The following is a 23,672-nucleotide window of genomic DNA, read 5'->3' as shown; positions in this document are numbered from 1 at the left end:
GGGCCACGGATGTGCGCTCGAACTGGTCAGTGAATACGTGCGCGAGGTTCGAGGGGATGTGCGGCCGAGGGCGTGCGTGAGGTCGAGGGACGTGTGTGAGATTGCCGGGATGTGCACGCGAACCTTCAGTCGGCTGCTCTGCGGCCGGCTGGTCGAACATCTTGCGGGCGAGGGCCGTCAGCCCGGACCTGTTCCGAGGATTCAACCGCGCCTGGGCCAGTTCAAAGAATTATCTTCATATATCTAGACCTGATCTTGCATGATATTCATAATTTGACCTGTAACGGTCCATATTATGCGGATCGACTATCGACATCCATCGACATTCAGGAGCGCAGGTGAAGATCGGGGTCCCCCGCGAGGTCAAGAACCACGAGTATCGGGTTGCGATCACCCCGGCCGGTGTGCACGAGCTCGTCTCCCGTGGGCACGAGGTGTACATCGAGACCGGTGCCGGTCGCGGATCGGCGTTCGAGGACGAGGCATACACCGTCGCAGGCGCGCGGGTGCTGAACTCCGCCGACGAGGTCTGGGGCACCGCCGAACTGGTGCTCAAGGTGAAAGAGCCGGTGGCCGAGGAGTATTCACGCATGCGGGAAGGTCAGGTGCTGTTCACCTACCTGCACCTCGCGGCCTCCAAGGAGTGCACCGACGCGCTGCTGAGCTCGGGCATCACCTCGATCGCCTACGAAACGGTCACCGGCCGGGACGGATCGCTGCCGCTGCTCGCCCCGATGAGCGAGGTCGCGGGCCGGCTGGCACCGCAGGCGGGCGCCTACCACCTGATGCGCAACGGCGGTGGCCGCGGCGTGCTGATGGGCGGCGTGCCTGGCACCCCGCCCGCCAGCGTGGTGGTGATCGGCGCGGGTGTGGCGGGTGGCAACTCGATCGCCATCGCGCACGGCATGCGCGCCGAGGTGACCGTGCTCGACCTGAACATCGCCCGGCTGCGCGAGATCGACGCGCAGTACAAGGGGCAGGTGCGGACCATCATGTCCAACCGGCTCGAGGTCGAAAAGGCCGTGCGCGAAGCGGATCTGGTGATCGGCGCGGTGCTGGTGCCCGGTGCGAAGGCGCCGACGCTGGTGTCCAACGATCTGGTCGCGCAGATGAAGCCGGGCTCGGTGCTCGTCGACATCGCCATCGACCAGGGCGGCTGCTTCGCTGATTCGCGTCCGACCACGCACGCGGACCCGACCTACCGGGTGCACGAGTCGGTGTTCTACTGCGTGGCCAACATGCCCGGCGCGGTGCCTTACACCTCGACCGTCGCACTCACCAATGCCACTCTGCCGTACGTTGTTTCGCTGGCCGAGCACGGCTGGCGCGAGGCGGTGGCGGCGGATCAGGGCCTGGCGAGCGGTCTCAGTACGCATGGTGGTGTGCTGCTGTCCGCTTCCGTCGCGGCCGCGCACGGTTACGCGGCCGAAAGCCTGGTTGCGTAACACGTTTCGCAAGGGCGGCCGACCGGTGGGTCGGCCGCCCTTGTCATGTCGTGGTATTCGTCCGCGGCCGCATGTGCTCGAAGATGAGGATCGTCTCGGTGGACGCGACCGCCGGATGCTCGCTCAGGTTGTTCAGCACGAACCGGCGCAGCTCGTCGGTGTGCGAGGTGGCGACGTGGATCAGGTAGTCGTCGGCGCCCGCGATGAAGTACACGTTGAGCACCTCCTCGAACTCCGACATCTGCTCGCCGAACTGGGCCAGGTGCTGGCGGGCGCTGGCTCGCAGCCGCACCGCGATCATGGCCTGCAGGCTGCGGCCGAGCGCGGCCGGATCGATGTCGGCATGGAAGCCGCGAATGACGCCGCGCTCCACCAGGGCGCGCACTCGGCCGAGGCAGGTGGACGGCGCGATGCCCGCCGCTGCGGCGAGCGCATTGTTCGTCATCCGGCCGTCGCGCGCGAGCTGGTCGAGCAGGATCCGGTCGATATCATCGATCGGAACACCGGCGGGCGGGTGGATCGGCGGTGCGGGTGGAGTCGAGCCGCCGGGTGAATCATTCTTCCGCATTCCTCGACGGTACAGAATCTTGTTCGTAAATCCTGCCTTAGTCCTGAATTATCTTCGATAAATCTGAAATGTTACTGTGCTCACTCGCGCCACGAGGTGGCGGGGAGGCCGTTAAAGAAGTCTTTTCCGGGCAACACGCGTAGGCGCCACGGACGCAGGCGCAACAGGCTGACGCCCGGTGAATCCGGCCCGTTCCAGCCGGGGACGCCGATGCCGCCCGGGTCGTAGCCGAGCGGCGGGGGTGTGCTGCGGAAGAGCTCCCACAATCTGGTCTTCGTCTCGAGGTCGCCCACCCATTCGGCGGCGCACTCCGCCAGGCAGGTGTCGTGCGTCGGTACCCAGTAGTTGCACGACACATACGGGCTGTGCGCGAGGTGGGCCAGCTTGGCGGGGGTCTGACCGGTGAAGATCCACCCGGTCAGCTCCTGGCCGTCCCACTCCCAGATCGGATGCAGGACGCGGCTGCGCGGCCGCCCGGCCGGATCGGTCGTGGACACGGTGCACCAGACGATGCTGTGCGCGAGCTCCACGAAACGTGGTGCGATATCGCCCAATTCGGTCACATCGGCCACCATAGCCGCCGAACCGGGTTTCAGCCCAGTGGACGGGGATGTGGGCGAGCCTGTTCGAGCTGAGCGGCGACCGTGAGGATGGTCGTTTCGCCGTTGCGCGGGCCGATCAGCTGAACCGCCAGCGGCAGGCCGTCCGTGCCGACGCCCGCGGGCAGGGACGCCGCCGGGTGACCCGTCACGTTCCATAGCGCCGTGTACGCCACCATCGGGATGGATCGCAGTTGCGCGCGAACCGTATTCGCGCCGTCGAGCACACCGATGTGTGGCGGGCGGCCCGCGAGGGTGGGGGTGAGCAGCAGGTCGCAGTCGGCGAATACCCGATCGACCTTGTGCGCCACGGCTTCTCCCTGCCGGATCGCCCATTCCACGACGGGCCGCCGGGCCCACGCGCCCAGCGCGACGGTCTGGCGGGTGCGGCGTTCGAGCAACTCTGGATGCTCGACATGGTCGACTTCGGCACGAACCCCGCCGAAGAACTGCGGGAAGAAGGCGTGCAGGGACTCCGGATAGTGCGGATCCACCTCGAAGACGGAATGACCGAGATCGGCAAGGAGTGTCGCGGTGTCGAGGACCGCGCGTACATGTTCCGGGTCCGGCTTCGCCAGTGGGGAAGGCGATTTCGTGCTGTACCCGATCCGCAGACCCGTGGTGGTCTGCCGCGCGGCCTGTTCGAACGACATCACCGGGTCCGGTGCGGTGAACCGGTCGCCGGGGGTGTTGCCGCGGATCACGTCGTTGACGACCGCGGAGTCGAGCACGCCACGGGTCAACGGCCCGGTCACGCCCAGCGCCCACCAGAGATGCTCGAAGGGGGCGACCGGCACGCGTCCGCGCTGAGTTTTGAGGCCGAAGAGCCCGCAGCAAGCCGACGGGATGCGGATGGAGCCGCCACCGTCACTGCCGATCGCGACCGGAACCAGGCCCGCCGCGACCGCCGCGGCGGAGCCACCGCTGGAGCCGCCGGTGGTTCGGGTTCGATCCCACGGATTGCGGGTCACGCCATATGTACTCGACTCGGTGTACGGCCACTGGCCGAACTCGGGCATCGTGGTTTTACCGACGATGACGGCACCTGCGGCCCGCAACCGGCGCACGACTTCGGCGTCGGCCTGCACCGGGGTCGAGTTGGCGCGGGTGCCGAAGGAGGTCACCGAACCTGCGACGTCGATCTCGTCTTTGATCGCGATTGGTATGCCGTGTAGCGGGCCGACGGTGCCTGCGGCGCGCTCCCGGTCCCGCTCGATGGCCTCGGCGCGAGCCTGCTCGTGGCACACGCGGGTGAAAGCATTGAGATCCGCGGCCGCGTCGATGGCGTCCAGCGTGGCGGCGACGAGTTCATGCGTGGACAGTGCACCCTGCGCCAGCAGCGCACGCTGTTCGAGCACGCCTGCGGATACGACGTCCTGGAGATCCATCTGCCACTGCTCCTCTCGGTCACGCCGCGTCGCGTGACCAGCACGACCGAGCCGTCGTGTTGCAGCCCCGACAGTAGATAGCCGTATGACCATTTCGCAATCAATACGGATGCGAATCACAAAGAGTTCAGTGTTTCGGCGAATTGGGTGCGTGAGATGCCGGATCGGTAGCTGGACTAGCTACGGAAAGCCAGGTCAGAGCGGATTCTGTATGCCGAGCGGCGTTTCCAGGAAAGCGCCGCCGATGTGCTTCGGCGCGGTCGCACCCGCGGAGAGAATCTCCGGAGCGAACTTCTCGGCATCGTCGAGACTGCGGTAGCCGAGCTCTTCGGCCTCGCGCAGGGAGACGACCGCGCGCGAATTCTTCGAGACGCCCCACAGCACCCGGAAGCCGGGGCTGTTCGCGCTCAGGCACGCCTCGAACAATCGGGCGCAGTCGTCGGGGGACAGCCACAGCGACAGTCCGCGCACGTCATGCGGCCGCTCGAAGCACGACCCGATCCGGATGCACAGCACATCCATGCCGAACCGCGAGTGATAGAGGCTGCCCAGGGCTTCGACCGCCGCTTTGCTGAATCCGTAATAGGTGTCCGGCCGCGGTGGGGCCTCGCCGGCAATACCGTCCGGGCCTGCCTCGCCGACTACCCGGTAGCCCACCGCGTGATTGCTGGAGGCCAGCACGATGCGGGAGATACCGGCTTGTCGTGCGGCCTCCAGAACCGTATGCGTGCCATCGACATTCACCGCGAGCACACGTTCCCAGCTGTCCTCACGGCTGATCCCGCCGAGGTGGATGATCGCGTCCACGTCACGGCACGCAGCGGCCATGGTGTCGGCGTCGGTGAGTGACCCGGTGACGATCTCCACGCGCTCTTCCGGTGCGGGAGTGGGGAGTTCGGTCGAATCCAAGAGGCGCAGGATGCGATGGGGGCGACGTAGGCGCGATCGCAGCAGCGTGCCGATACCGCCACCTGCGCCGGTGACGAGAATTCGCTGAGAACTCGCGCGGCACCACCTCCGTCCGATACGTCGCCGAGAAACAAGCTGGGTGGGTGGCCATCCGGCCGACCCACCCAACCGGCCCGAGGAGCTGGCGTCGGTGCCCCTCGGAGTTCCTTCAGATCACCTCGGCCGTCTCCGCCGAACCCTTGCGCTCCAGCTTCGAGTGCGTGCGCGAGTAGGCGAAGTACACCGCCAGTCCGACGACCAGCCAGACCGCGAACCGCGCCCAGGTCTCCCACGGCAGCGACCAGATGAGGTACAGCGAGAAGCCGATGCCGATCAGCGGGACCACCGGCATGAACGGCAGCTTGAACTCGCGCGGCTCATCGGGCCTGGTGCGCCGCAGCACGATCACGGCGATCGAGACGACGATGAAGGCCATCAGGATGCCGATGTTGGTGAGCTCGGCGACCACGGTGATATCCAGCAGGCCGGCCATCACCGCGGCGCCGATGCCGACGATCCAGGTCACCCTGGTCGGCACCTTGCGCACCGGATGCGTCTTGGCGAACCACTCGGGCAGCAGCCCGTCCCGGCTCATCGCGTACCAGACGCGGGTGACGCCGAGCATGAAGGTGAGCACCACGGTGACGATGCCGACGATGGCGCCGATCGCGATGATGTTCGCGATGCCGGGCATGCCGACCGATTCGAACGCGGTGGAGAAACCGCTCGTCGGGCTGATCTCGGTGTACTTCTGCATACCCGTCAGCACCAGCGTGGCCAGCACGTACAGCACGATCGCGATGGCCAGCGAGTAGAGGATGGCCTTCGGCAGGTGCTTCTTGCCGTCCGTCGACTCCTCGGCGGCGGTGCTCATCGCGTCGTAGCCGAACACGGCGAAGAACACGGTGGCCGCGCCGGTCCACACCGCGGCGCCGCCGAACGGGAAGTACGGGGTGTAGTTCGAGCTGTCGATGTGGAAGACACCGAGCACGATGATCAGCACGACCAGGGCGACCTTGATGGCCACCGCGACGGCCTCGAACCGGCCGACGCTGCGGATGCCGCGGGACAGCAGCCACGCGGTACCGAGGCAGAACAACATTGCGAACACGTCGACCACATGGCCGTCGCCGGTACCGCTCGCACCCAGCATCCAGTTGGGCAGATCGATGTTCACCTGCTCGAGCAGGAACTTGAAGTAGCCGGAGACACCGATGGCGACCACCGCCGCCACGGCGATGTACTCCAGCAACAGATCCCAGCCGATGAACCAGCCCGCGAGCTCGCCCAGCGACACGTAGCCGTAGGTGTAGGCGGAACCCGCCTTCGGCACCATGCCGGCGAACTCGGCGTAACAGAGCGCGGCGGCGGCGCTGGCGACACCGGCGATCAGGAACGAGATCAGCACCGAGGGACCGGTGACGGAGTTGGCGACCGCGCCGGCGAGGGTGAAGATACCCGCGCCGATGATGCCGCCGACGCCGATCGCCGTGAGCTGCCACAGGCCGAGCGACCGGGCCAGCTGCTCATCGGCAGGGCTGTCGTCATCGATCTGCCCCATGGGTTTGCGGCGCAGCATTTGACTGCGCAACTCCGCAATGGACATGTGCTTCCTTTCGTCCTCCGCGCTCCGCGACGATGCGTAACGCAGATCACACTTCGAGCTGTGGTTACTAAATACGACCACAGCGCGACTGTGATCGGCGAGTTGGCCAAATATTGTTCAGCGTGGTTGGCCAACCGGACGGGCGCGGTGCGACCGCGCCGCCCGTCAGCGCTGGCTACCGGGCTTCAGCGAGCGCAAGAAGAACGCGACATTGGCCGGACGCTCGGCCAGCCTGCGCATGAAGTAGCCGTACCACTGATCGCCGTAGGGCACGTAGACGCGCAGATGGTTGCCCTCGTCGACCAGCCTGCGCTGCTCGGCGTCGCGGATGCCGTACAGCATCTGGAACTCGAACTCATCGGGTTTGCGATGCGTTGTCTCGACGCAGTTGCGTGCGGCCTCGATGAGTGCCGGGTCGTGCGTGGCGACCATCGGGTAGCCGTCGCCGAGCATCAGCAGACGCAGGCAGCGCAGGTAGGACTCGTCGACGTCGGCCCGGCTTTGGAACGCGACGGAGGCCGGTTCCTTGTAGGCGCCTTTGCACAGCCGGATTCGGGAGCCGGGGCCAGACAGGTCGCGGCAGTCGCCCTCGGTGCGGCGCAGGTACGCCTGCAGGACCGTGCCGAGAGTGGGGAAGTCGGCACGCAGTTCACCAACAATGCCGAGGGTGGAGTCGGTGGTCGTGTGGTCCTCGGCGTCGACGTTCACCCAGACGCCCGCCTCCTGCGCCGCCATGCAGATCCGGTGCGCGTGCTCCAGCGCGATCGCGTGCCCGTCGCGGGGCAACGACTGGCCGAGCGCCGACAACTTGAGCGAAACCTCTAGCGGCCGAACCGATTCCGTGTCCGCGGTGATATCGAGTCGTGCCAGTGCGGACAGCATGTGCAGGTAGTGGGTGACCGTGGTGCGGGCCTGCTCGATCTCGGTGGTGTCCTCACCGAGATAGTCGATGGTGACGTAGCGGCCGGAGCCGAGCAGGGTTTCGACCGCCGCCACCGCCTGGTCCGCGGAGTCGCCCGCGACGAACCGGTCGACCAGCTTCTTGGTCGTCGGCATCCTGGTGATGGTGCGCTCCATGCGCGGCGACCGGGACGCGGCCAGCATGGCGGGCCGCAGCAGGGCGGAGAAGGCCATCAGAGCTCCTGGTGCGGGTAGCGGTGATCGGTGGCCGGGACGAACGTTTCCTTGATGGTGCGGGCGGAGGTCCAGCGCAGCAGGTTCTGTGCCGAGCCTGCCTTGTCGTTGGTGCCGGAGGCACGCGACCCGCCGAACGGCTGCTGGCCGACGACGGCGCCGGTGGGCTTGTCGTTGATGTAGAAGTTGCCCGCCGCGAAGCGCAGGCCCTCGGTGGCGGTGGCGATCGCCGTGCGGTCGTCGGCGATGATCGCGCCGGTCAGCGCGTAGGGCGAGCCCTTGTCGACCAGGTCGAGGGTCTGCTCGAAGGAGCCGCGGACCGAGTCGTCGTAGACGTGCACGGACAGGATCGGGCCGAAGTACTCGGTGTGGAATGCCTCGTCGGTGGGGTCCTCGCCGAGCAGGACGGTCGGGTCGACGAAGTAACCGACCGAATCGTCGGCGTGCCCGCCCGCGGCGATCGACAGACCCGAGGTGGCCTTGGCGCGGGCGATGGCCTCGGCGTTCTTGTCGAAGGCGCGCTTGTCGATCAGCGCGCCGCCGTAGTGGCTGAAATCGGTGACGTCGCCGTAGCTCAGGGTGGCGACCTTGTCGAGAAAATCGCGGCCCATCTTGGCCCACACCGACTTCGGGATGAACGCGCGGGAGGCGGCCGAGCACTTCTGGCCCTGATAGTCGAACGCCCCGCGGATCAGGGCGGTGGTCAGCACTTCGGGATCGGCGGAGCTGTGCGCGACGACGAAATCCTTGCCGCCGGTCTCGCCGACCAGGCGCGGGTAGGCGTTGTAGTCGGCGATGTTCGCGGCGACCGAGCGCCACAGGTGCTGGAACGTCGCGGTGGAGCCGGTGAAGTGGATGCCGGCCAGTCGACGGTCCGCAAGGGCCACGTCCGAGACCTTCGGGCCTGCACCATTCACCAGGTTGATCACACCGGGCGGCAGGCCGGCGGCCTCGAGCAGCTTCATCGTCCAGTACGCCGCGACCGACTGGGTCATCGCCGGCTTCCAGACCACAGTGTTGCCCATCAGCGCGGGCGCGGTCGGCAGGTTGCCCGCGATGGCGGTGAAGTTGAACGGGGTGATCGCGTAGACGAAGCCGTCCAGCGGGCGGTACTCGACCTTGTTCCACACGCCGGGGGAGGAGATCGGCTGGTCGGTGAGGATCTGGCGCGCGAAATGCACGTTGAAGCGCCAGAAGTCGACGAGCTCGCACGGGCTGTCGATCTCGGCCTGGTACGCAGTCTTCGACTGGCCGAGCATGGTTGCGGCGGCGATGGTTTCGCGCCACGGCCCGGCCAGCAGATCCGCGGCCCGCAGGAACACCGCAGCCCGGTCCTCGAACGACAGCGCGCGCCAGGCGGGGGCGGCGGCGGTGGCCGCGGCGATCGCGTCCTCGACGTCGCTGGGCTTCGCGGTGGTGAGGGTGCCGAGCACGGCGGCGTGCTTGTGCGGCTGCACAACCTTGATCGTCTTGCCCGAACTGCGCCGGTGCTCACCGCCGATGACGTGGTGCACCTCGGTCTGGGTCGCGCCGAGTTCGGCCAGTTTCGCCTGCAACCGTGTACGTTCCGCACTACCGGGGGCGAAGGTGCCGACTGGCTCGTTCACCGGCCGCGGTGTGGACACGATGGCGTCCATGGTTCCTCCTGCTGGATGTCGCACTTGTGAGGTCAGCCGAAGTCAACACCGGAAAAGTGCCCGGGAAATGGGCCGAAAGGACAAAGATGGGATGAGTGTGTTGTCGAGTTGGCCGAAAGGCGTAGACGTGGCTGTTGATAGTGGGCTTGTTGCCGCGGACATCGACCTGTTCGGTTTGGCGCAGATCGTTGCGCAGAACGCGGGTGGCATGGTGTCGATCGAAGACCCGCAGTCTCATGTGCTGGCGTACTCGGCCTCCGACGAGGCGGCCGATCAGATGCGGGTGATGTCGATCCTGGGTAGGGAAGGGCCGCGCGAATACTTGGCGGTCCTGCGGAAGTGGGGAGTGTTCGACCGGCTGCGACGGACCGACGAGGTCATCGATGTGCCGGAGCACGAAGAGTTGAACATCAAGCGCAGGCTCGCGGTGAGCATCCGGCATCCCGCCGACGGCGCCGCGCGGGCGCCGCGGGTACTCGGCACGATCTGGCTGCAGCAGGGCACCCGGCCGTTCAAGCCGGACGCGGCGGAGATTCTGCGCGGTGCCTCGGCCATCGCGGGTCGCCTCATTTCGCGCAGCCTCGACGCGCCGTCCACCGAAGCGCTGCTCGTGCAACGACTTTTCGGTGAGGGCGGGTCCGTCGATGTCGTGTCCGTGGCGAGTGCGCTGAACCTGCCGATGACCGGGCCTGCCGCAGTGGTCGGCTTCGCGCTCACCGCCACCGAAAGCGCGCCCGCCACTGAGCCTTCCGCGCTGGGCAGCATGCTTCGCCTGCGCGCCAGCTCATTTCGCAATGACTCGGTGACGGCTACGCTGGGTGACCGGGTTTATGTGCTTTTGCCCAGTTATAAAGCCGCGCATGCTGTTACGGCTTGGACGCGCCAGCTGGTAGAGCAGCTCGAATCCAAACGGGGGCTGGCGCTTCGCGCGGCCATCGCTTGCCCCGTGCCTGACCTGAGCAGCGTGGCCGGAGCCAGGCGCGAGGTCGACCGGGTCCTCGACAGCACCATCGCCACCTACCCGCGCGGTCGGGTCACCACCCTCGCCGAATCACGTACCGCCGTGCTGCTCGGCGAAATCCTCGACCTCGTCGGTACCCGCTCCGAACTGCATGACCCGCGCTTGCGAACCCTCTCCGAATACGACCGTAAGCATTCCGCCAGCTTGCGCGAAAGCGTCGACATCTACCTGCGCGAACACGGCGACGTCCGCAACGCAGCCACCGCACTCCAGGTCCACCCGAACACGTTGCGCTACCGCATCCGTCGCGTCGAGGAGATCCTCCGCATCGACCTCACCGACCCCGCCGACCGGCTATTGCTGGAAATCCAGCTGGCCCTGCACCGTCGTGAACACGGTCGAGAAGGCGGGTCCTCGACTCGCTGATCGGCGGTGATTCGAAGTGTGCGAGGTGCCCCGCATGGCCTAGGGCGTCGTCGTCGTGCTTGGTGTTTCGCTGGAGTCCGAGTTGCTCGCTCATAGGGGGTCAGATCGGGGCTAGCACTTTCCCTTGGCTGCGTCCCTGATTCCGGCAATGGTTGATTGGCGGTCTGCCTCACTGAGGGTCGACCATTGCGGGGACTGGGGGAGGAGCGCGATGGTGTCCTCTGCCGTCCTGTTCGCGGACTCCTCGCTGGCCGCCTTCAACTTGCTCAACACCGGCAGGTAGTTCTCGCACGTCTTACCCCGCACCACGTCGTTCACCGCGGTCGTCGGCGCGGCATCCGTGCTTGTCGTAGAACTACACGCCGACAAAACCAGCGCAACCCCAACGGCCAGCAGGGCAATGCTTTTCATCACGATCTCCTCATCAGAATGGGGAGACCCTACCCGCCCCCATCACCCTCGTCCACGCGACAGCGAGCTTGCTTCTCGTTCAGTGTGCGACCGTCGCAGAGTGGGTCTGTCGCACGTCGAATGTTCAGGGGACAGACACCGTAGCCGCTGGTTGCCAGACTCGGGTGATTACACGACAGCGGGTCTGGGCGGCGCGGAACCACCTCTACACCCCGCGACACAGTGGGAGCGAATATGGCCGACGAGAAGATCTGGCTCGAACGCGAGATCAAGCGGTTGGAAAGCGAGTCGGCGCGGTTGGAAGGTTTCGTACGGCAACGTCGTGCCGAGGTTCATCGAGCGAGCACCTCCCGCGACAGCCAACACGCACAGGGACAGTTGGCGAAAGCGTCGGCCGACCTGCGAAACACGAAAACCGCGCTCGCGAGTTACCGGCAGAACCTGCGCCGATACTGAAAGGCCGCAGGATTTTCAGCGTGTCCCCTGCTGTGTTCAGGCCTTCAGCAAGCGATACACGATGAAGGTCGGCACTCCGACGACTCCAGCGAGTTCGTCGGGCCAACGCTCGAGCGCTTCGCTGCTCGGTTGAGGTTCGGCTACTCGGTCGACGACAAACCCGGCTCGGCTGAAGTCCGTGATGACGGCAGACAGCGGGCGGCGCCAGAAATGCTGGGTGACTTCGACGCCGTTTTTGGTCCAGGTATCGCTGACGAGTTCGGTATCGAAATACCCGCCACGTTGGGTCGGTAGCGGCGGCCCGAACGGATGATCTGCGGACAGCACCACCCAACCTCCCGGACGTAATGCAGACGCGAACGATTGCAGCGGAATCGTCCAGTCACGCAGGTAGTGCAGCGTGAGCGAGCATATGATTCCGTCGAACGAACCTGCCTCAACCGGAAGTGGTTCGGCTAGATCAGCGACAAAGAAACGACCTCCACGTCCAGCGCAGCGGCGCTCTGCTTCTTCGACCATCTGCGGACTCATGTCGATACCGGTCACTGCCGCAGCGGCATCGAGCAGCCACTCGCATTGCGCGCCGGAGCCACAGCCTGCGTCGAGTACTGCCGCCCCGTCCAAAGGGGCAGGCACCAATTCACGGACCGCCGGCCGTTCCAGTCCTCCGTTGAAGGGTCCCGTGTCGGTCGCAGATGACCACACCGGCGCCAAGCGGTCGTACTCCTCCCGAGTGTGGCGAGCATGCGCAGCTGGATCGGATGACAGAGCTGTACTGGACGACAGAGCCGGATCGCACGGCATATCCGAAGACATGGGCACATCATGACAGGCCGTCGGTAAGCCCCGGTGATCGACGAATACGACGAGATCGAACCTGCGAACTACCGAATCGAGTGCGGCTTGTCGTGGCAGTCTTCCAGGGCAGCGCCGCACGATGCTCGACGGTAGTGGAGCAAGGCGCCGAAATAGCTTGTGCTGTAGCCGGTTAAGGGTTTGTTATCGCGGGTGCCAGCCGGGCCGCCGTGACGGCCCGGTCGTCCCGGCTGGCGCCGCACTGACGCCAGCCCCGCGCGGCTTACGCAGCGCCGGTCAACCGCTGCTCTTGTCGCGTCCGCTCATGCTTTTCATTCTCCTCGTGCTGTTTTCGCTCATGGATACGCGAGAGTGCTTCGGCGAGGAGTTCGCCCGGGCGGTGACGATTGTTGATTTGGGGCTGTCCACTGGGATTGATGTGGGGTGGTCCGATCCACGCGACCCGACCGGGGTGCGTCGATTCCGGTCCGAGGACAACTGTTTTCCAGCCGCCCGGCCCGTCGTGAACCAACGCATGGCACTGGTCACAGGCCAGCGTCTCGTTGCCGATATCAGTCGGCCCACCCTTGTTCCAGTCCGTAACGTGGTGGATAGCGCACACACTCGCGGGAGCACCACAACCCGGACGCGAGCAGCCGCGTACTGCAGCGATCAACGCCAATCGCTGTGCGGCAGAAGCCAAACGCTTGGTGCGTCCTAAATGCAACGGCAGGCCGTCGGCGTCGAACACCAGCAAGAACGGCTCCGACTCCGCGGCCAGTTTCAGCGCCTCGCTGATCGGAACCATGCCTCCGGTCGCGGTGGTCGCGACCCCGGCGGCTTTCTCGACATCCGCAACGTTCATCGTCAAGATCGTCGAAACCGGAAGTCCGCGATGCGATCCCAGCTTCTCCGGCGCGACACAGTGCCGCAGCAACGCGAGAAACCCGTCATGGGTGCGTTGCGCAGCGCTGCGCGCGTCGCGCCGGGCGGCGGCAGCAAGTTGATCTTGATCCACGAACCCGTCCGCACCCGACGGACTTTCGGGATCGTCAGGGTTGTTCATGCCGGGCCGGGCAAGTTTCGCCATGACCGGGTCCAGCAGGGCACGCAGCGTCGGGGTTATTTCACCCTTGATCGGCGACATCCCGTCCGCACGCTGACGGCCGATGGTGATCCCCCGCATGCGGGCCCGGTCGGTATCGTCGGTGCGTTCCCCGTCCGGGTCCAAGTACGCAAGAATCGCCTCGCCCACCTTGGGGATGTCATCGGGCGACCCGGTCCGGGCGAAGTCTGCCAGAAGCTGTTCCGCGGCTTCGAATTCCGCATTCGCCGTCGAACCCGGTACACGCTTCATCACCGCTGCGATCTGCCGAGCATGGTCAGCCGAGATCTCCCCCTCGACTTGTGCGGCCGCGGTGCGCGGCAAGCGCGGTGCCCGCACCTCGCCAGCCATGTCATGCCAAGACCCGAGTGACAATGCCGCAGCAACCCGCGCGCCCGCCTCGGCATTGGACAGGCGCAGCGTGTGCATCAGGAACTTCTTCGCAGTGCCGGTTCCAGTCTGGTTGGGCAGGTTTCGGTCCGAGGCTTCCACAATCAACCGATGCCCGACAGTCGCCAACATCCGAGTGGCCTGCTCGACATCACGCAACAGCTCGATGATCTTGTCGTCGGACATGGCAGTCAACGGCCGTTCGAGGAGATCAGCGACAGCCCCCAGCAGCGGATCGGCGACCCGCCGCTGCTGCGTCTCCCCACTCGAACTCATGTACTAAACCCTATCGACCCCAACCATTCGAAGCCAGCAAAAACCCCATCTGATCTGCAAGTTTTCACTTCAAGAGGTGTGTGAACGCATGCAGCCTGCGATAGCTTTCCGAACTCGGGCCGACACGATGTGCAACCCGGGCTCACCTCCGACCAGCACCGAGCTCAGCCCGACACCGTAATCAGCGCAACGTAGTAGTGAGCGCCGCCGAGTCACGCTTACTGGCCTGCCGCGCCGCGATCCGATCCCGCCGCTCCTCGAACTTGAGCATGTCCCGCTCGTACTTCGCGAGATACTCGGCCAACTTTTCGCGCGTCTGCTCGCCGGCGGCGGTGAAGTCGTTGCGCTCGAAGATCTTCCAGATGCGCAGCACCGGCATCACCACGTCTTCGAGGTGCTGGCGCATGTCGTAGATGCCGTGTTTGGCCATCAGCGCCCCGTAGCGGCGGAAGTTCGGGTTCTCCGCGCCCGGCATCTGGAAGTTCATCAACGTCAACGCGATTGCCTCGATCGCCTGATCGGGCGCCAGGTCGAGGGCCGCGCCGCACATGTTGCGGTAGAAGATCATGTGCAGGTTCTCGTCGGCGGCGATACGCTGCAGCATCTTGTCCGCGATCGGGTCGTTGCACACCCGCCCGGTGTTGCGATGGCTCAGCCGGGTGGCGAGCTCCTGGAAGGTCACGTAGGCCACCCCGAGCAGGAACCCGGCGTCAGGCACCTCACTGGGATCGATGGTGCCGTACTTGGCCACGGCCAGCGGATCGAATCCGGTGGTCATCGCGATCATTCGCGCGTTTTCCAGCTCGACCGGGTCGACACCGCGGGTAACCACCAGGTAGTCGCGCATCACGATGCCGTGCCGGTTCTCCTCGGCGGTCCAGCGACCCACCCAGGTGCCCCACGCGCCGTCCTGCGAGAAGTTCTCCGCGATCACCCGGTGGTAGGAGGGCAGGTTGTCCTCGGTGAGCAGGTTGGTGATCATCGCCGCCTTGGCGACCTCGGACAACTGCGACTGGCTTGGGTCCCAGTCGACACCGCCCATCGCGGCGAAGTTGCGCCCTTCATCCCACGGCACGTAGTCGTGCGGGTGCCAGGCCTTCGCCATCGACAGATGCCGATGGACGTTCTCCTCGGCGACGGGCTCGAGCTCAGTGAGCAGCTCGAGCTGGGTGAGATTTCTCCCCATTTGCGTTACCCCTCAGACGTTTTGGCTCACCTGGCGCTGGCTCGAGCACGACCGCCAGCGCGACAACCTCCGCGAGCCTACGGATCCGTAGGTGGCAATTCAACTGGCCATCCTGGTGCCCCCAGAACTGGTGGCAGCCGGGAACCGAGCGAACTAGGCAGACAACGCGCGGGCTGGATCCAGGTGCGCGGCTTCCGGGGACCGAATGCACTCCAGGAAGAGCGAGACCGCCGGATTCGTCGCGTCCGCGCGCCATACCGCGTACAAATCCAACGTCGGCACCGGATCGAGCAGTTTGACCGCCACCGAGCTGCTACCCGGCGCACCCATTCCCATCGAAATCGCGCGCGGCAGTGAAGCGAACCCGACCAGTGGGCGCACCGACACCATATGGGCGGTCGCTCCTGGATCGTCCGCCGACTGTGCGACCGAGAGGGTGATCTCGGTATCGGCGGCCGCTCGAAAGATGGAGTCGTACATGGCCGGACACTGTTCGCGAGCGAACAGCACACACTCCTGGCCCGCCAGTTCGGCGAACGGCACCCCGGACCGCTCGGCCCACCTGTGCCGCCTGCCGACCACCGCCATCAACGGAACCCGGTGCAGCAGCCGCCGATACCGGAAATCCGGGCTGCTCGGGTGTCCGTAGACCAGCGCCAGGTCGAGCGAGCCATCGGCCAGCGCGGCCAGCTGTGGCCCGGTGCGCTTCTCCCACAGCGACACCACGATGTCGGGGTGCTGCTCGGTCATCTCGGTCAGTGCGTCCGGCAGCACATGCCTGCTGGCCGGAAGGTTGTAACCGATGTCGAGGGTACCCACCCGCCCCGCCGCGGTGGCCTTCGCAACCTGGGCGGCCCGGTCCAGCTGGGCCACGATGATCCGTGCTCGGCTCTCGAATTCCCGCCCCGCCGGGGTCAGCTTGACCTCATGCGAATTGCGGGCGACCAGCTGGACACCCAGTGACTTCTCCAGCTTCCGCAACTGGGCACTGAGACTGGGCTGGGTGAGATGTAAACGCTGCGCGGCCCGGCCGAAATGCAGCTCTTCGGCAAGCGTGATGAATGAAACCAGATGTCGGAACTCCATGTCGCCGGCTCCCTTTCCGCGTACCCGAAAGGTAAGCGGTGTCGAGTAACTCCGAATGAACCGTGGTCGCACGGCTGTTGCCGAGGCCGTTGCCGGCTGGTGAACCGGCCCCGTTCGAATGTCGGGTTGTGCTACGGCGAACCCCGCGACCACCGGCATCGGCGGTCGACCACAGAAAGCACACCCGTTACCCGGTGCGACAAAACGTTGCGTGCCAGGCATAACGCCACAGTTGAAGCGCAGGCGATTGTTGCTCATTTACCCCGCCCATCACCGAGTCCGCTGGGTACGCTCGCAGGCGACGCGTGCACGTATCGCGTCGTGAGGAGTGCCGCCATGCCCGAGGTTCGCGCCCAGTTCGGCGTACTCGGCGCGGTGGAGCTCACGATCGACGGTGCGGGTCAACCACTCGGCGGTCCGAAACAACGTGCTGTGCTCGCCTATCTGGTGTGCAACGCGAACCGTCCGGTCTCGGTGGACGCGCTGGCGCAGGCGGTGTGGGAGGACAATCCACCGCCCGACATCAGGGTGAGCCTGCACACGATCGTGTCAAATCTCCGAAAGCCGCTGCGTGACAACGGACTCGACGCACGCACTATCTTGGCCCAGGTCGGCGCGGGCTACCGGGTCGCGATGGCCGACGGCGCGAGCGACGTGCAGCGTTTCCGAGTACGCAAGGAGGCCGGGGTGCGGGCGCTGAGCGCGGGCCGCTTCCGCACGGCCAGCGAACTGCTGTCCAGCGCGCTGAGCCAGTGGCGCGGCCCGGCGCTCGCGGACCTGCGCGGGCTCGGCTTCGCCGACTCCTTCGCCGCTGCGCTCGACAACGATCGGCTCAGCGCCATCGAGGCTCGCGCGGAAGCCGATATCGCGCAGGGCCGCGCGGCCGCCGTCGTCTCCGAACTCGCACTCCTGGCGGCCGAGTATCCACTGCGAGAACCCCTGTGGGAACAGCTGATCACCGCCCTGTACGCGGACGGCCGCCAATCCGACGCCCTCGACACGGCCCGCCGCCTGCGAGCCACCCTCGCCGACGAACTCGGCATCGATCCCAGCCTGCCCATCCGCGAGTTGGAGGCACGCATCCTCCGACAGGAACCGTTGGACATACGCGCGAAGGCCGCCGTTGCCTCGTTCCGCGCCACGACCATCGTCGACCAGAGCTCCGGCGGCCCGACCGCATTGCTGCGCGAACGTGCCGGCAACACCTATGCGATCACCGGCACGATCACCCGCATCGGACGACTGCCGGACAACGACATCGTGCTCGAACACGGCAAGGTCAGCAGGCACCACGCGGCGATCCTGCACAACGGGCTTACCTACGTGATCAAGGATCTGCTGTCCTCGAACGGTGTGTTCGTAGACGGCATGCGCATCGTGGACAGCGTCGCGCTCACCGACGGCGCGATGATCCGGATCGGTGACTACGAGCTGACCTTCACCCTCGTGCCCCCGGATCCGCCGAGCTGACATCGGCCGAAGGACCTCCGTTGGTGCGTCGTTAGTGGGCCGTTGGTGGCCGCGACGACAGTGGTTCTCAGCCGAAACCGGCTGGTCAACACCTGAAAGGACCACAGATATGTTCCGCACCTCCGTACCTCGCCCCCTGCGCGTACTGCCCATCGCGCTGGGAATCGCGGCGGTGGCCGGTTTCGGCGCCCTCCTCCCCGCGCCGGCGTCCGCGCTCCCATACGGGCCGTACACCTGTCAGCAGGGATTCGTCTGGCGCGACGCCTACAACGGCGACACCGTCTGCGTACGCCCCGGCGACCGGGACACCGCGCACGCCGAGAACGCCCAGGCCGCCGCCCGCCGCTCTCCGAACGGCGGCGCCTACGGCCCGGACACCTGCAAGCAGGGATTCGTCTGGCGGGAGACCCGGCCCGCCGACCACGTCTGCGTGACACCCGACCGCCGGGACCGCGCCAGGGCCCAGAACAGCGAGGGCGCACAGCATTTCGCCGACGCGTCGCAACTGCCCGCAGGCAAAGTGCACGTGCGCACGCAGAAGCATCAGCTCGGCGGCTGGATCTTCGTGGACAGCGCCAGCGGTCTGTCGCCCAACGCTCGCCTCGAGTTCTATGCGGCTGGCGTGAACACCATCGGTCTGCGGGCCCTCGGCAACCGGCAGACCGATGGAAACGGCTACCTGCCCAGGGAAACCGCCGCGCTGGCCGATGTGCGCTGTCAGATCCCGCGGGACCGTGCGGCGACGGTTATCGTAGTCGACACCCGCACGGGGATCGCCACGTCGGCCGGCACCACCTACGCGTTCAGCTGCTGAAAGCGTTTGTCTCCCAGTCGATGACATGGCCTGCGGTCTTGCACCGCAGGCCATTCGGCGGGTAGCCGACCGAGCTCACCGCCGCGGCGTGGTGGGTGGCGGGGTGGTTTGCGTCGGTCGGGTGGGACTGGTTGTGACAGTGGGTGTTCGGGACGGGCTGGGCGTTGTCGACATGGTCGTCGAGGTAGGCAGGCAGGTTACCGGCGGACGAGTCGTCGAGCGGGTGGACTCGATCGACTGCTTCGTCGTCGATCTTGTTGTCGTGGGCGAGGTTCGGGGCGGCTTGGTCGTCGCCGATGCGGAGCTAGTCGGACGCTGAGTGGTCGGCTGCGCCGACGTGGACCGGCACGGTTCCGGCGCACGGGTAGCCGACGTTGTGGACAGCGGAGGGCAGGTAACGCACGGCACCGGCCGACCTTGGATATCGATCGTCACCTCGATCGACAGCTCCAGCGGAATCCTCGGGAATTCCGTTGTGGTCGTGGAGGTCTGCAGGTCTGTCGTGGTAGCGGGCGGCGGCTCTGTCGTCGTCGGCACCTCGGTCGTGGCCGCGGCATCCACCGGATCGGTCGGCGTCGAAGAGTCCACGGACTCGATTGGGGGAGGGTCGACAGGCTCGATCGGCGTGGAATCCACGGGCTCGATCGGCGTCGAGTCCACCGGTTCGATCGGCGCCGAGTCCAGCGGATCCGTCGACGGTTCGGAATCCAGCGGATCGAGCGCGGTCGGGTCTTCCTCCGTTGTGCCCGAACCGGTTTCGTCGAGCGTGCCACCGTCGGTCGGGCTCAGATCGATCGGCGGGAACTCGACCGATTGGTCGCTCGTCGGATCAGGCAGGGACATCGATAGTGCGGAGTCCTCCGTGGTGTCCGGTCGCGCCGTGGTGTGCGCTGCCGACCCTGAAATCATCAACCCGGCCGCTATTACCAAAGATCCAGTAATCGGGCCAGATCTCCGCATCGTTCGTGCTGTCTGCCACCACTGTCCGAACATCCACTGAAGCATGGCACGGCGGATCTCGACCGTCGCTCCCCAGTTGAATGGGGAAGATCCCTCGCGGCGTGCCGAAGTCCACGCCTCGACGATGCCATCTCACCTGAGACACCGTCTCAGCGGTTGCCCAACGATTCGCGCGTGCCGTCGTCACGATTCGAGTCCCCGCTGAACAGTCGAGGAACCGCGATGATCAGGGCAAGACCGGTGACTATTCGCCAGACAACGAAGGGATCGATGGCGAGGCGTTCGGCGGTGCCCGCGCCGAGGCCGAGGTGGTCCGGGGCAAGGCTGGCGACCATGCCGAAGACGGTGACGACGATCAGCGCGAGAGTCGCTGCGGTGTAAGCGCGGTGGGTTCGGTAGAGGCGAGCCACCACCAGCATGATCGCGAGGCCGGACAGCAGCTCCAGATAGGCGCCCGCCGGGTGCAGCACCGCGCGCAATTGGTTGCCGCCCGGCACTTCGCCCGCACTGCCGGGAAAAGTTCCGACCAGGACGATGCCGAGGCAGTTGATCACAGCCAGGTAGGGGATTGCCCGTCCTGCTGGACTTTTGGGCAGCAAGGGAAGCAGCAGCAGGGCCGCCCCGAGCACCAGCACGCCGAGCAGCACGAACTCAGCGGACATCACAACGTGCCACGGTGAGCAGATGTAGCGCGGTGTCGTGGCCCCGTATTGCGCCATGTCACCGAAGCATTCCGGCACACCGAGGTCGCTGATCATGTTCTCGGACCAGCTGTAGGAGTGCGGTTCCTGCCATCGGTTGCCGACGACGAGCTGGGCGACGTAATAGGTGACGGTCAAGATCAGCAGCGCCGCACCGGCTTTCAACCGGCCGGTCATGCGCGGCAGGTGGTCGCAGGCACGGGCGCACCCGCGAAACGGTCGTTGATCCACGCGGTCACCAGATCGCCGCGGGCCCGCCAGGCCTCGTGCCCGCCGGGCAGCACGTGGTCCACCAGGTTGATGCCGAGCCCGCACATATCGGCGACGGCCTGGTTGCCCCATGCGGTGTTGACCAGGTCATCTTTGTCGCCGCGCGAGATGAAGGTCGGAATATCGGTCGCGACCTTGGGCAGGTTCCCGGCGGCTTCGTAGTCGGCGAGTGCCTTCCGAGCCGCGTCATCGACGAACTGCGCGGCCGCGGGCGTCGCCGCCTGGCCGACGGCGAAGTCCTTCAGCGTGGATTGCCCGGTGCAGAGTCCTTCGAGCCGCGGCGCCGCGGAGAGCAGCGGTCCATGCAAAACCTTGTCGTACGAGTAGTCCGGGTCGTCGTAGCGGACGGCCGCCACCAGGTAGGGCAGCAGCAGGTACTGGCCGATGGTCAGCGTCTGCGATTCCGCGGCCAGCGCCAGTTCACTACGCAGTGCAGGGGACAGCAGCACATTGCCGAGGATCTTCAGCTCGGGAGCGTAGGCCTTCGCGGTCTCCGCCGCCGACTCGGTGGCCCGCCCACCCTGCGACAACCCGACGAGCACAACCTCCTTGGACACCGGCAGGCCCAGCTGTTGCGCGGCCCGGACCGAGTCGAGCACGTCATACCCGGAGGACTGCGCATGCAGATACGGCGCCGAGCCGGGGCCGTCGAGACCTTGATAGTTGGTCATCACCACAGCCTTGTGGGCGTCGAGCAGATTGGCGACCGTGACGTCGTTGCCGAACAGCCCGGGATCACTGGTCGGCGCGCAGCCGGTCGCAACCCCCGAGGTGCCGTGCCCGTAGGCGACCAGCGGCCAACCCCCATCCGGTGCGGTGCCCTTCGGCAGGTACACCGCACCCGACACCTCGATGGGTGTGTTGTCCGGAGAGGTCGAGACGTACCGGAAATAGGTCGCCGACTCCGCGGCCGCCGAGATCTTGGGACCACCATTGGTCAGCGGCCGCTGCGCGAGCAGCGTGCCCGGCTGCTGTGGCGCTTCGGCCGCGGTATCCGAGGAAGACCCGCAACTCGCGGCGACCAGCACCGCGGCCGCCGCCAGCGAAACCCACGTCAATGCTCTCTTCGGACGCACGTCCCATTCGCTCCTTCGACTCTGCCGCGCACCTCGTTCGATCCCCCGCATAGCCACTGGCTGTGTGCCGACGATGGGCCGGTCGACGCACCTGCCGTGACAGTCCAGCAAGATCAGGATGTCCTGTGATCGCGGTCTCCGCACCGCCGAGTGACCGGAATCTCAGTTTGCCTGGCGATTCGTTACCGACCAGCTGAAACTACTTAAGCCCCGACCGGACGAAGGCGTTCACGATGTGGCGCTGCAATAACAGGTACAGCACCAGCACGGGCAGACAGGCCAGGCTCGCCAGCGCCATCATCGGCCCCCACTGGTCACCCTCGGTACCCATGAAGCTGCGCAACCCGAGCTGGAGCACGCTGTTGGACTGCCGCAGCACCACCGCGGGCCAGAAGTACTCGTTCCACGCGTTGATGAACAGCAGGATGCCGAGCGCCGCCAGCGCGGGCCGCAGATTCGGGACCACCACGGTCCACAGGATGGACCAGGACGAGCGCCCGTCGATCTTGGCGGCGGCGACGAGCTCCTTGGGAAAACTCGCCATGTGCTGACGCAGCAGCAGCACCGCGAGCGCCGAGCACAGCGTCGGCAGCACGACGCCGATCAGCGAGTTGATCAGGCCGAGCTGAGTGAGCAGCACGTAGTTCGGCAGCATGGTCACCTGGAACGGCACGAGCCAGGTGCCGACGAACGCCATATACAGGACCTTCTGGAACGGAAACGTGTACATCGCGAATGCATAGGACGCCAGCAGCGCGACGAGCAACTGCCCCGCCGCCGACAGCGCCGCAATGATGAAGGTGTTGCCGATCAGCCCGAGCACGTCGACCTTCGCGGCGGCGTCGGTGTAGTTGGCGAACGAGATCGGCCACGGAATCGGGGACAGCGAGGTGACGTCCTCCGGCCTGCGCAGCGACGTCGCGAACAGCCAGTAGATCGGGAAAATACACACCACGGCGGTCACCGCGAGCAGCAGATGGCTGCCCGCACTGCGCAGTCGATCAATCATCATGGAAGGCAACCTTTTCCGAGATCCAGACCAGGATCCCGGCGATCACGCCGAATCCGGCGAACAACAGCACACCGGCCGCCGCGCTGAGGCCGGCGTCGAAGCTGTGGAAGGCGTAATCCCACAGCAGGTAATAGATATTCGTGGTGGCCTGCGAGGGACCGCCCTGCGTCATCGAGTCGATGAGCGGGAAAGTCAGGATGGGACTGAGCAATACGGTCGTGAGGACCAGGAACATCACCGTGGGCGACAGCAGCGGCAGGGTGATCCACCGCCGGATCTGGGCCGGACTCGCGCCGTCCACCCGCGCCGCCTCGTGGTAATCGCCACTGATACCGGCCAATCCGGCCCACACCACCAGCACCGAGAACCCGAGCAACTGCCATCCGGTGATGCCGATGATCACCAGGTGCGCGGTGCTCACGTCGTAGACCCAGTTGCGCTCCGAGCCGAGCAGCTGGTCCACGAACCCGCTGCCGGGATGCAACAACCACCGCCAAACAGCCGCTGCCGCAACGGGAGCCACCAGGAACGGCATGAAAATGAAGGCCTGATAGATCGTCCGCGCCCGTCCCCGCACCCGCTGGCTCGCCAGCGCGATGAGCACCGGAAGCAGCACGGTGAACGGCAGCATGCCCACGATCAGCGCACCGGTGCGACCGAGCGAATTCCAGAACGCCGGAAGCTCCATCAGCCGTTGGTAATTGCCGGTGCCCACCGGCTTCATCGGCGAGGTCGGCAGCAGATTCCACGAGTAGGTGGACAATTCGAACGCCTGCACCAGCGGCCGGTAGGTCCAGACGACGAGCAGGAACAGCGCGGGCGCCAGATACAGGTACGGCACCACCAGCCGCCCCGCCCGGCGGAACCGGGCGCGGCGGCGCGGCGCCGCCGGGACTGCGACCGGCGTGGCCACTTCCTCGGCGGCGCGGGGAATGTCGAGGACGAACATGAC

Annotated in this window: 22 protein-coding genes; 6 read left to right on the top strand and 16 right to left on the bottom strand. The window is 66.2% G+C overall.

Annotated elements, in window-relative coordinates; all coding sequences use genetic code 11:
* The first annotated feature begins 338 nt into the window (after window positions 1-338).
* A complete protein-coding gene (gene ald / locus NN4_RS20250; protein WP_107656112.1) occupies window positions 339-1,445 on the top strand; it encodes an alanine dehydrogenase in 1,107 nt (368 codons plus the stop codon).
* Between the two features lie 43 nt (window positions 1,446-1,488).
* On the opposite strand, the gene NN4_RS20245 is transcribed toward ald, so the two are convergent.
* From NN4_RS20245 to pruA, 7 genes are all read right to left on the bottom strand, one after another.
* Window positions 1,489-2,013 (bottom strand): Lrp/AsnC family transcriptional regulator, encoded by a 525-nt coding sequence (locus tag NN4_RS20245; protein ID WP_107656113.1) that lies wholly within the window; start codon window positions 2,011-2,013, stop codon window positions 1,489-1,491.
* 80 nt (window positions 2,014-2,093) lie between these two features.
* A complete protein-coding gene (locus NN4_RS20240) occupies window positions 2,094-2,576 on the bottom strand; it encodes a pyridoxamine 5'-phosphate oxidase family protein (RefSeq protein WP_371865682.1) in 483 nt (160 codons plus the stop codon).
* Window positions 2,577-2,605: 29 nt separating this feature from the next.
* The gene (locus NN4_RS20235) at window positions 2,606-4,000 is read right to left on the bottom strand and encodes an amidase (RefSeq protein ID WP_147133563.1); all 1,395 of its coding nucleotides are present in this window, start codon (window positions 3,998-4,000) and stop codon (window positions 2,606-2,608) included.
* 195 nt (window positions 4,001-4,195) lie between these two features.
* Window positions 4,196-4,990, bottom strand: a complete 795-nt coding sequence (locus NN4_RS20230; RefSeq protein ID WP_186818529.1) for an NAD-dependent epimerase/dehydratase family protein — start codon at window positions 4,988-4,990, stop codon at window positions 4,196-4,198.
* 127 nt (window positions 4,991-5,117) lie between these two features.
* Complete coding sequence (locus NN4_RS20225) at window positions 5,118-6,554, bottom strand: amino acid permease (RefSeq protein ID WP_147133559.1); 1,437 nt, start codon at window positions 6,552-6,554, stop codon at window positions 5,118-5,120.
* 165 nt (window positions 6,555-6,719) lie between these two features.
* Window positions 6,720-7,688 (bottom strand): proline dehydrogenase family protein, encoded by a 969-nt coding sequence (locus tag NN4_RS20220; protein WP_147133556.1) that lies wholly within the window; start codon window positions 7,686-7,688, stop codon window positions 6,720-6,722.
* Complete coding sequence (pruA, locus tag NN4_RS20215) at window positions 7,688-9,325, bottom strand: L-glutamate gamma-semialdehyde dehydrogenase (protein ID WP_147133552.1); 1,638 nt, start codon at window positions 9,323-9,325, stop codon at window positions 7,688-7,690. Before pruA ends, NN4_RS20220 begins: the two co-directional genes overlap by 1 nt.
* A 127-nt stretch (window positions 9,326-9,452) precedes the next feature.
* On the opposite strand from pruA, the gene NN4_RS20210 reads away from it, so the two are divergent.
* Complete coding sequence (locus tag NN4_RS20210) at window positions 9,453-10,712, top strand: PucR family transcriptional regulator (protein WP_147133549.1); 1,260 nt, start codon at window positions 9,453-9,455, stop codon at window positions 10,710-10,712.
* Window positions 10,713-10,823: 111 nt separating this feature from the next.
* On the opposite strand, the gene NN4_RS20205 is transcribed toward NN4_RS20210, so the two are convergent.
* Window positions 10,824-11,123 carry a hypothetical protein gene (locus NN4_RS20205; RefSeq protein WP_147133545.1) on the bottom strand — a complete coding sequence of 100 codons (300 nt, stop codon included), beginning with the start codon at window positions 11,121-11,123 and terminating at the stop codon, window positions 10,824-10,826.
* A 234-nt stretch (window positions 11,124-11,357) separates the two neighbouring features.
* Here NN4_RS20205 and NN4_RS20200 point away from each other — a divergent pair, with 234 nt between their 5' ends.
* Entirely contained in the window at window positions 11,358-11,579 is a 222-nt protein-coding gene (locus NN4_RS20200; protein WP_147133542.1) for a hypothetical protein, read from the top strand.
* Between the two features lie 36 nt (window positions 11,580-11,615).
* Here NN4_RS20200 and NN4_RS20195 read toward each other — a convergent pair whose 3' ends face one another.
* From NN4_RS20195 to NN4_RS20180, 4 genes are all read right to left on the bottom strand, one after another.
* Window positions 11,616-12,284 (bottom strand): class I SAM-dependent methyltransferase, encoded by a 669-nt coding sequence (locus tag NN4_RS20195; protein ID WP_246180976.1) that lies wholly within the window; start codon window positions 12,282-12,284, stop codon window positions 11,616-11,618.
* Window positions 12,285-12,657: 373 nt separating this feature from the next.
* Complete coding sequence (locus NN4_RS20190; RefSeq protein ID WP_246180973.1) at window positions 12,658-14,055, bottom strand: HNH endonuclease signature motif containing protein; 1,398 nt, start codon at window positions 14,053-14,055, stop codon at window positions 12,658-12,660.
* A gap of 271 nt (window positions 14,056-14,326) precedes the next feature.
* Window positions 14,327-15,331 carry an acyl-ACP desaturase gene (locus NN4_RS20185; RefSeq protein ID WP_147133536.1) on the bottom strand — a complete coding sequence of 335 codons (1,005 nt, stop codon included), beginning with the start codon at window positions 15,329-15,331 and terminating at the stop codon, window positions 14,327-14,329.
* 153 nt (window positions 15,332-15,484) lie between these two features.
* A complete protein-coding gene (locus NN4_RS20180) occupies window positions 15,485-16,417 on the bottom strand; it encodes a LysR family transcriptional regulator (RefSeq protein ID WP_147133533.1) in 933 nt (310 codons plus the stop codon).
* 336 nt (window positions 16,418-16,753) lie between these two features.
* Between NN4_RS20180 and NN4_RS20175 the strand changes: the two genes are divergently transcribed.
* The 3 genes from NN4_RS20175 (at window position 16,754) to NN4_RS20165 (ending at window position 19,020) form a co-directional block, all read left to right on the top strand.
* Window positions 16,754-17,887 carry a BTAD domain-containing putative transcriptional regulator gene (locus NN4_RS20175; protein ID WP_147133529.1) on the top strand — a complete coding sequence of 378 codons (1,134 nt, stop codon included), beginning with the start codon at window positions 16,754-16,756 and terminating at the stop codon, window positions 17,885-17,887.
* Between the two features lie 109 nt (window positions 17,888-17,996).
* On the top strand, window positions 17,997-18,701 hold the full coding sequence (locus NN4_RS20170; RefSeq protein ID WP_147133526.1) for a hypothetical protein: 705 nt from the start codon (window positions 17,997-17,999) through the stop codon (window positions 18,699-18,701).
* 133 nt (window positions 18,702-18,834) lie between these two features.
* Window positions 18,835-19,020, top strand: coding sequence for a hypothetical protein (locus NN4_RS20165; protein ID WP_147133524.1), 186 nt, complete (start codon window positions 18,835-18,837; stop codon window positions 19,018-19,020).
* A gap of 790 nt (window positions 19,021-19,810) precedes the next feature.
* Here NN4_RS20165 and NN4_RS20160 read toward each other — a convergent pair.
* From NN4_RS20160 to NN4_RS20145, 4 genes are all read right to left on the bottom strand, one after another.
* Complete coding sequence (locus tag NN4_RS20160; RefSeq protein ID WP_147133520.1) at window positions 19,811-20,539, bottom strand: DUF998 domain-containing protein; 729 nt, start codon at window positions 20,537-20,539, stop codon at window positions 19,811-19,813.
* Window positions 20,536-21,708: a lipase family protein gene (locus tag NN4_RS20155; protein ID WP_246180972.1), complete on the bottom strand. Its 1,173-nt coding sequence runs from the start codon at window positions 21,706-21,708 to the stop codon at window positions 20,536-20,538. Before NN4_RS20155 ends, NN4_RS20160 begins: the two co-directional genes overlap by 4 nt.
* A 199-nt stretch (window positions 21,709-21,907) precedes the next feature.
* Window positions 21,908-22,720, bottom strand: coding sequence for a carbohydrate ABC transporter permease (locus NN4_RS20150; RefSeq protein ID WP_147133513.1), 813 nt, complete (start codon window positions 22,718-22,720; stop codon window positions 21,908-21,910).
* On the bottom strand, window positions 22,710-23,669 hold the full coding sequence (locus NN4_RS20145) for a carbohydrate ABC transporter permease (protein ID WP_147133510.1): 960 nt from the start codon (window positions 23,667-23,669) through the stop codon (window positions 22,710-22,712). The genes NN4_RS20150 and NN4_RS20145 overlap by 11 nt, the downstream gene beginning before the upstream one ends.
* Window positions 23,670-23,672: the final 3 nt, after the last annotated feature.

The organism is Nocardia ninae NBRC 108245, assembly GCF_007990755.1.
Lineage (GTDB): Bacteria > Actinomycetota > Actinomycetes > Mycobacteriales > Mycobacteriaceae > Nocardia > Nocardia ninae.
Note: the sequence above shows the minus strand (reverse complement) of the source record. Positions and strands in the feature narration are given on the sequence as shown.

What these genes read in the sequence shown, in the direction of transcription:
- NN4_RS20180 (WP_147133533.1), bottom strand. Translation starts at nt 16,417, where the DNA reads ATGGAGTTCCGACATCTGGTTTCATTCATCACGCTTGCCGAAGAGCTG.
- NN4_RS20150 (WP_147133513.1), bottom strand. Translation starts at nt 22,720, where the DNA reads ATGATGATTGATCGACTGCGCAGTGCGGGCAGCCATCTGCTGCTCGCG.
- NN4_RS20175 (WP_147133529.1), top strand. Translation starts at nt 16,754, where the DNA reads ATGCCCGAGGTTCGCGCCCAGTTCGGCGTACTCGGCGCGGTGGAGCTC.
- NN4_RS20235 (WP_147133563.1), bottom strand. Translation starts at nt 4,000, where the DNA reads ATGGATCTCCAGGACGTCGTATCCGCAGGCGTGCTCGAACAGCGTGCG.
- NN4_RS20205 (WP_147133545.1), bottom strand. Translation starts at nt 11,123, where the DNA reads ATGAAAAGCATTGCCCTGCTGGCCGTTGGGGTTGCGCTGGTTTTGTCG.
- NN4_RS20190 (WP_246180973.1), bottom strand. Translation starts at nt 14,055, where the DNA reads ATGTCCGACGACAAGATCATCGAGCTGTTGCGTGATGTCGAGCAGGCC.
- NN4_RS20170 (WP_147133526.1), top strand. Translation starts at nt 17,997, where the DNA reads ATGTTCCGCACCTCCGTACCTCGCCCCCTGCGCGTACTGCCCATCGCG.
- NN4_RS20245 (WP_107656113.1), bottom strand. Translation starts at nt 2,013, where the DNA reads ATGCGGAAGAATGATTCACCCGGCGGCTCGACTCCACCCGCACCGCCG.
- NN4_RS20160 (WP_147133520.1), bottom strand. Translation starts at nt 20,539, where the DNA reads ATGACCGGCCGGTTGAAAGCCGGTGCGGCGCTGCTGATCTTGACCGTC.
- NN4_RS20225 (WP_147133559.1), bottom strand. Translation starts at nt 6,554, where the DNA reads ATGTCCATTGCGGAGTTGCGCAGTCAAATGCTGCGCCGCAAACCCATG.
- pruA (WP_147133552.1), bottom strand. Translation starts at nt 9,325, where the DNA reads ATGGACGCCATCGTGTCCACACCGCGGCCGGTGAACGAGCCAGTCGGC.
- NN4_RS20145 (WP_147133510.1), bottom strand. Translation starts at nt 23,669, where the DNA reads ATGTTCGTCCTCGACATTCCCCGCGCCGCCGAGGAAGTGGCCACGCCG.
- NN4_RS20200 (WP_147133542.1), top strand. Translation starts at nt 11,358, where the DNA reads ATGGCCGACGAGAAGATCTGGCTCGAACGCGAGATCAAGCGGTTGGAA.
- NN4_RS20185 (WP_147133536.1), bottom strand. Translation starts at nt 15,331, where the DNA reads ATGGGGAGAAATCTCACCCAGCTCGAGCTGCTCACTGAGCTCGAGCCC.
- NN4_RS20220 (WP_147133556.1), bottom strand. Translation starts at nt 7,688, where the DNA reads ATGGCCTTCTCCGCCCTGCTGCGGCCCGCCATGCTGGCCGCGTCCCGG.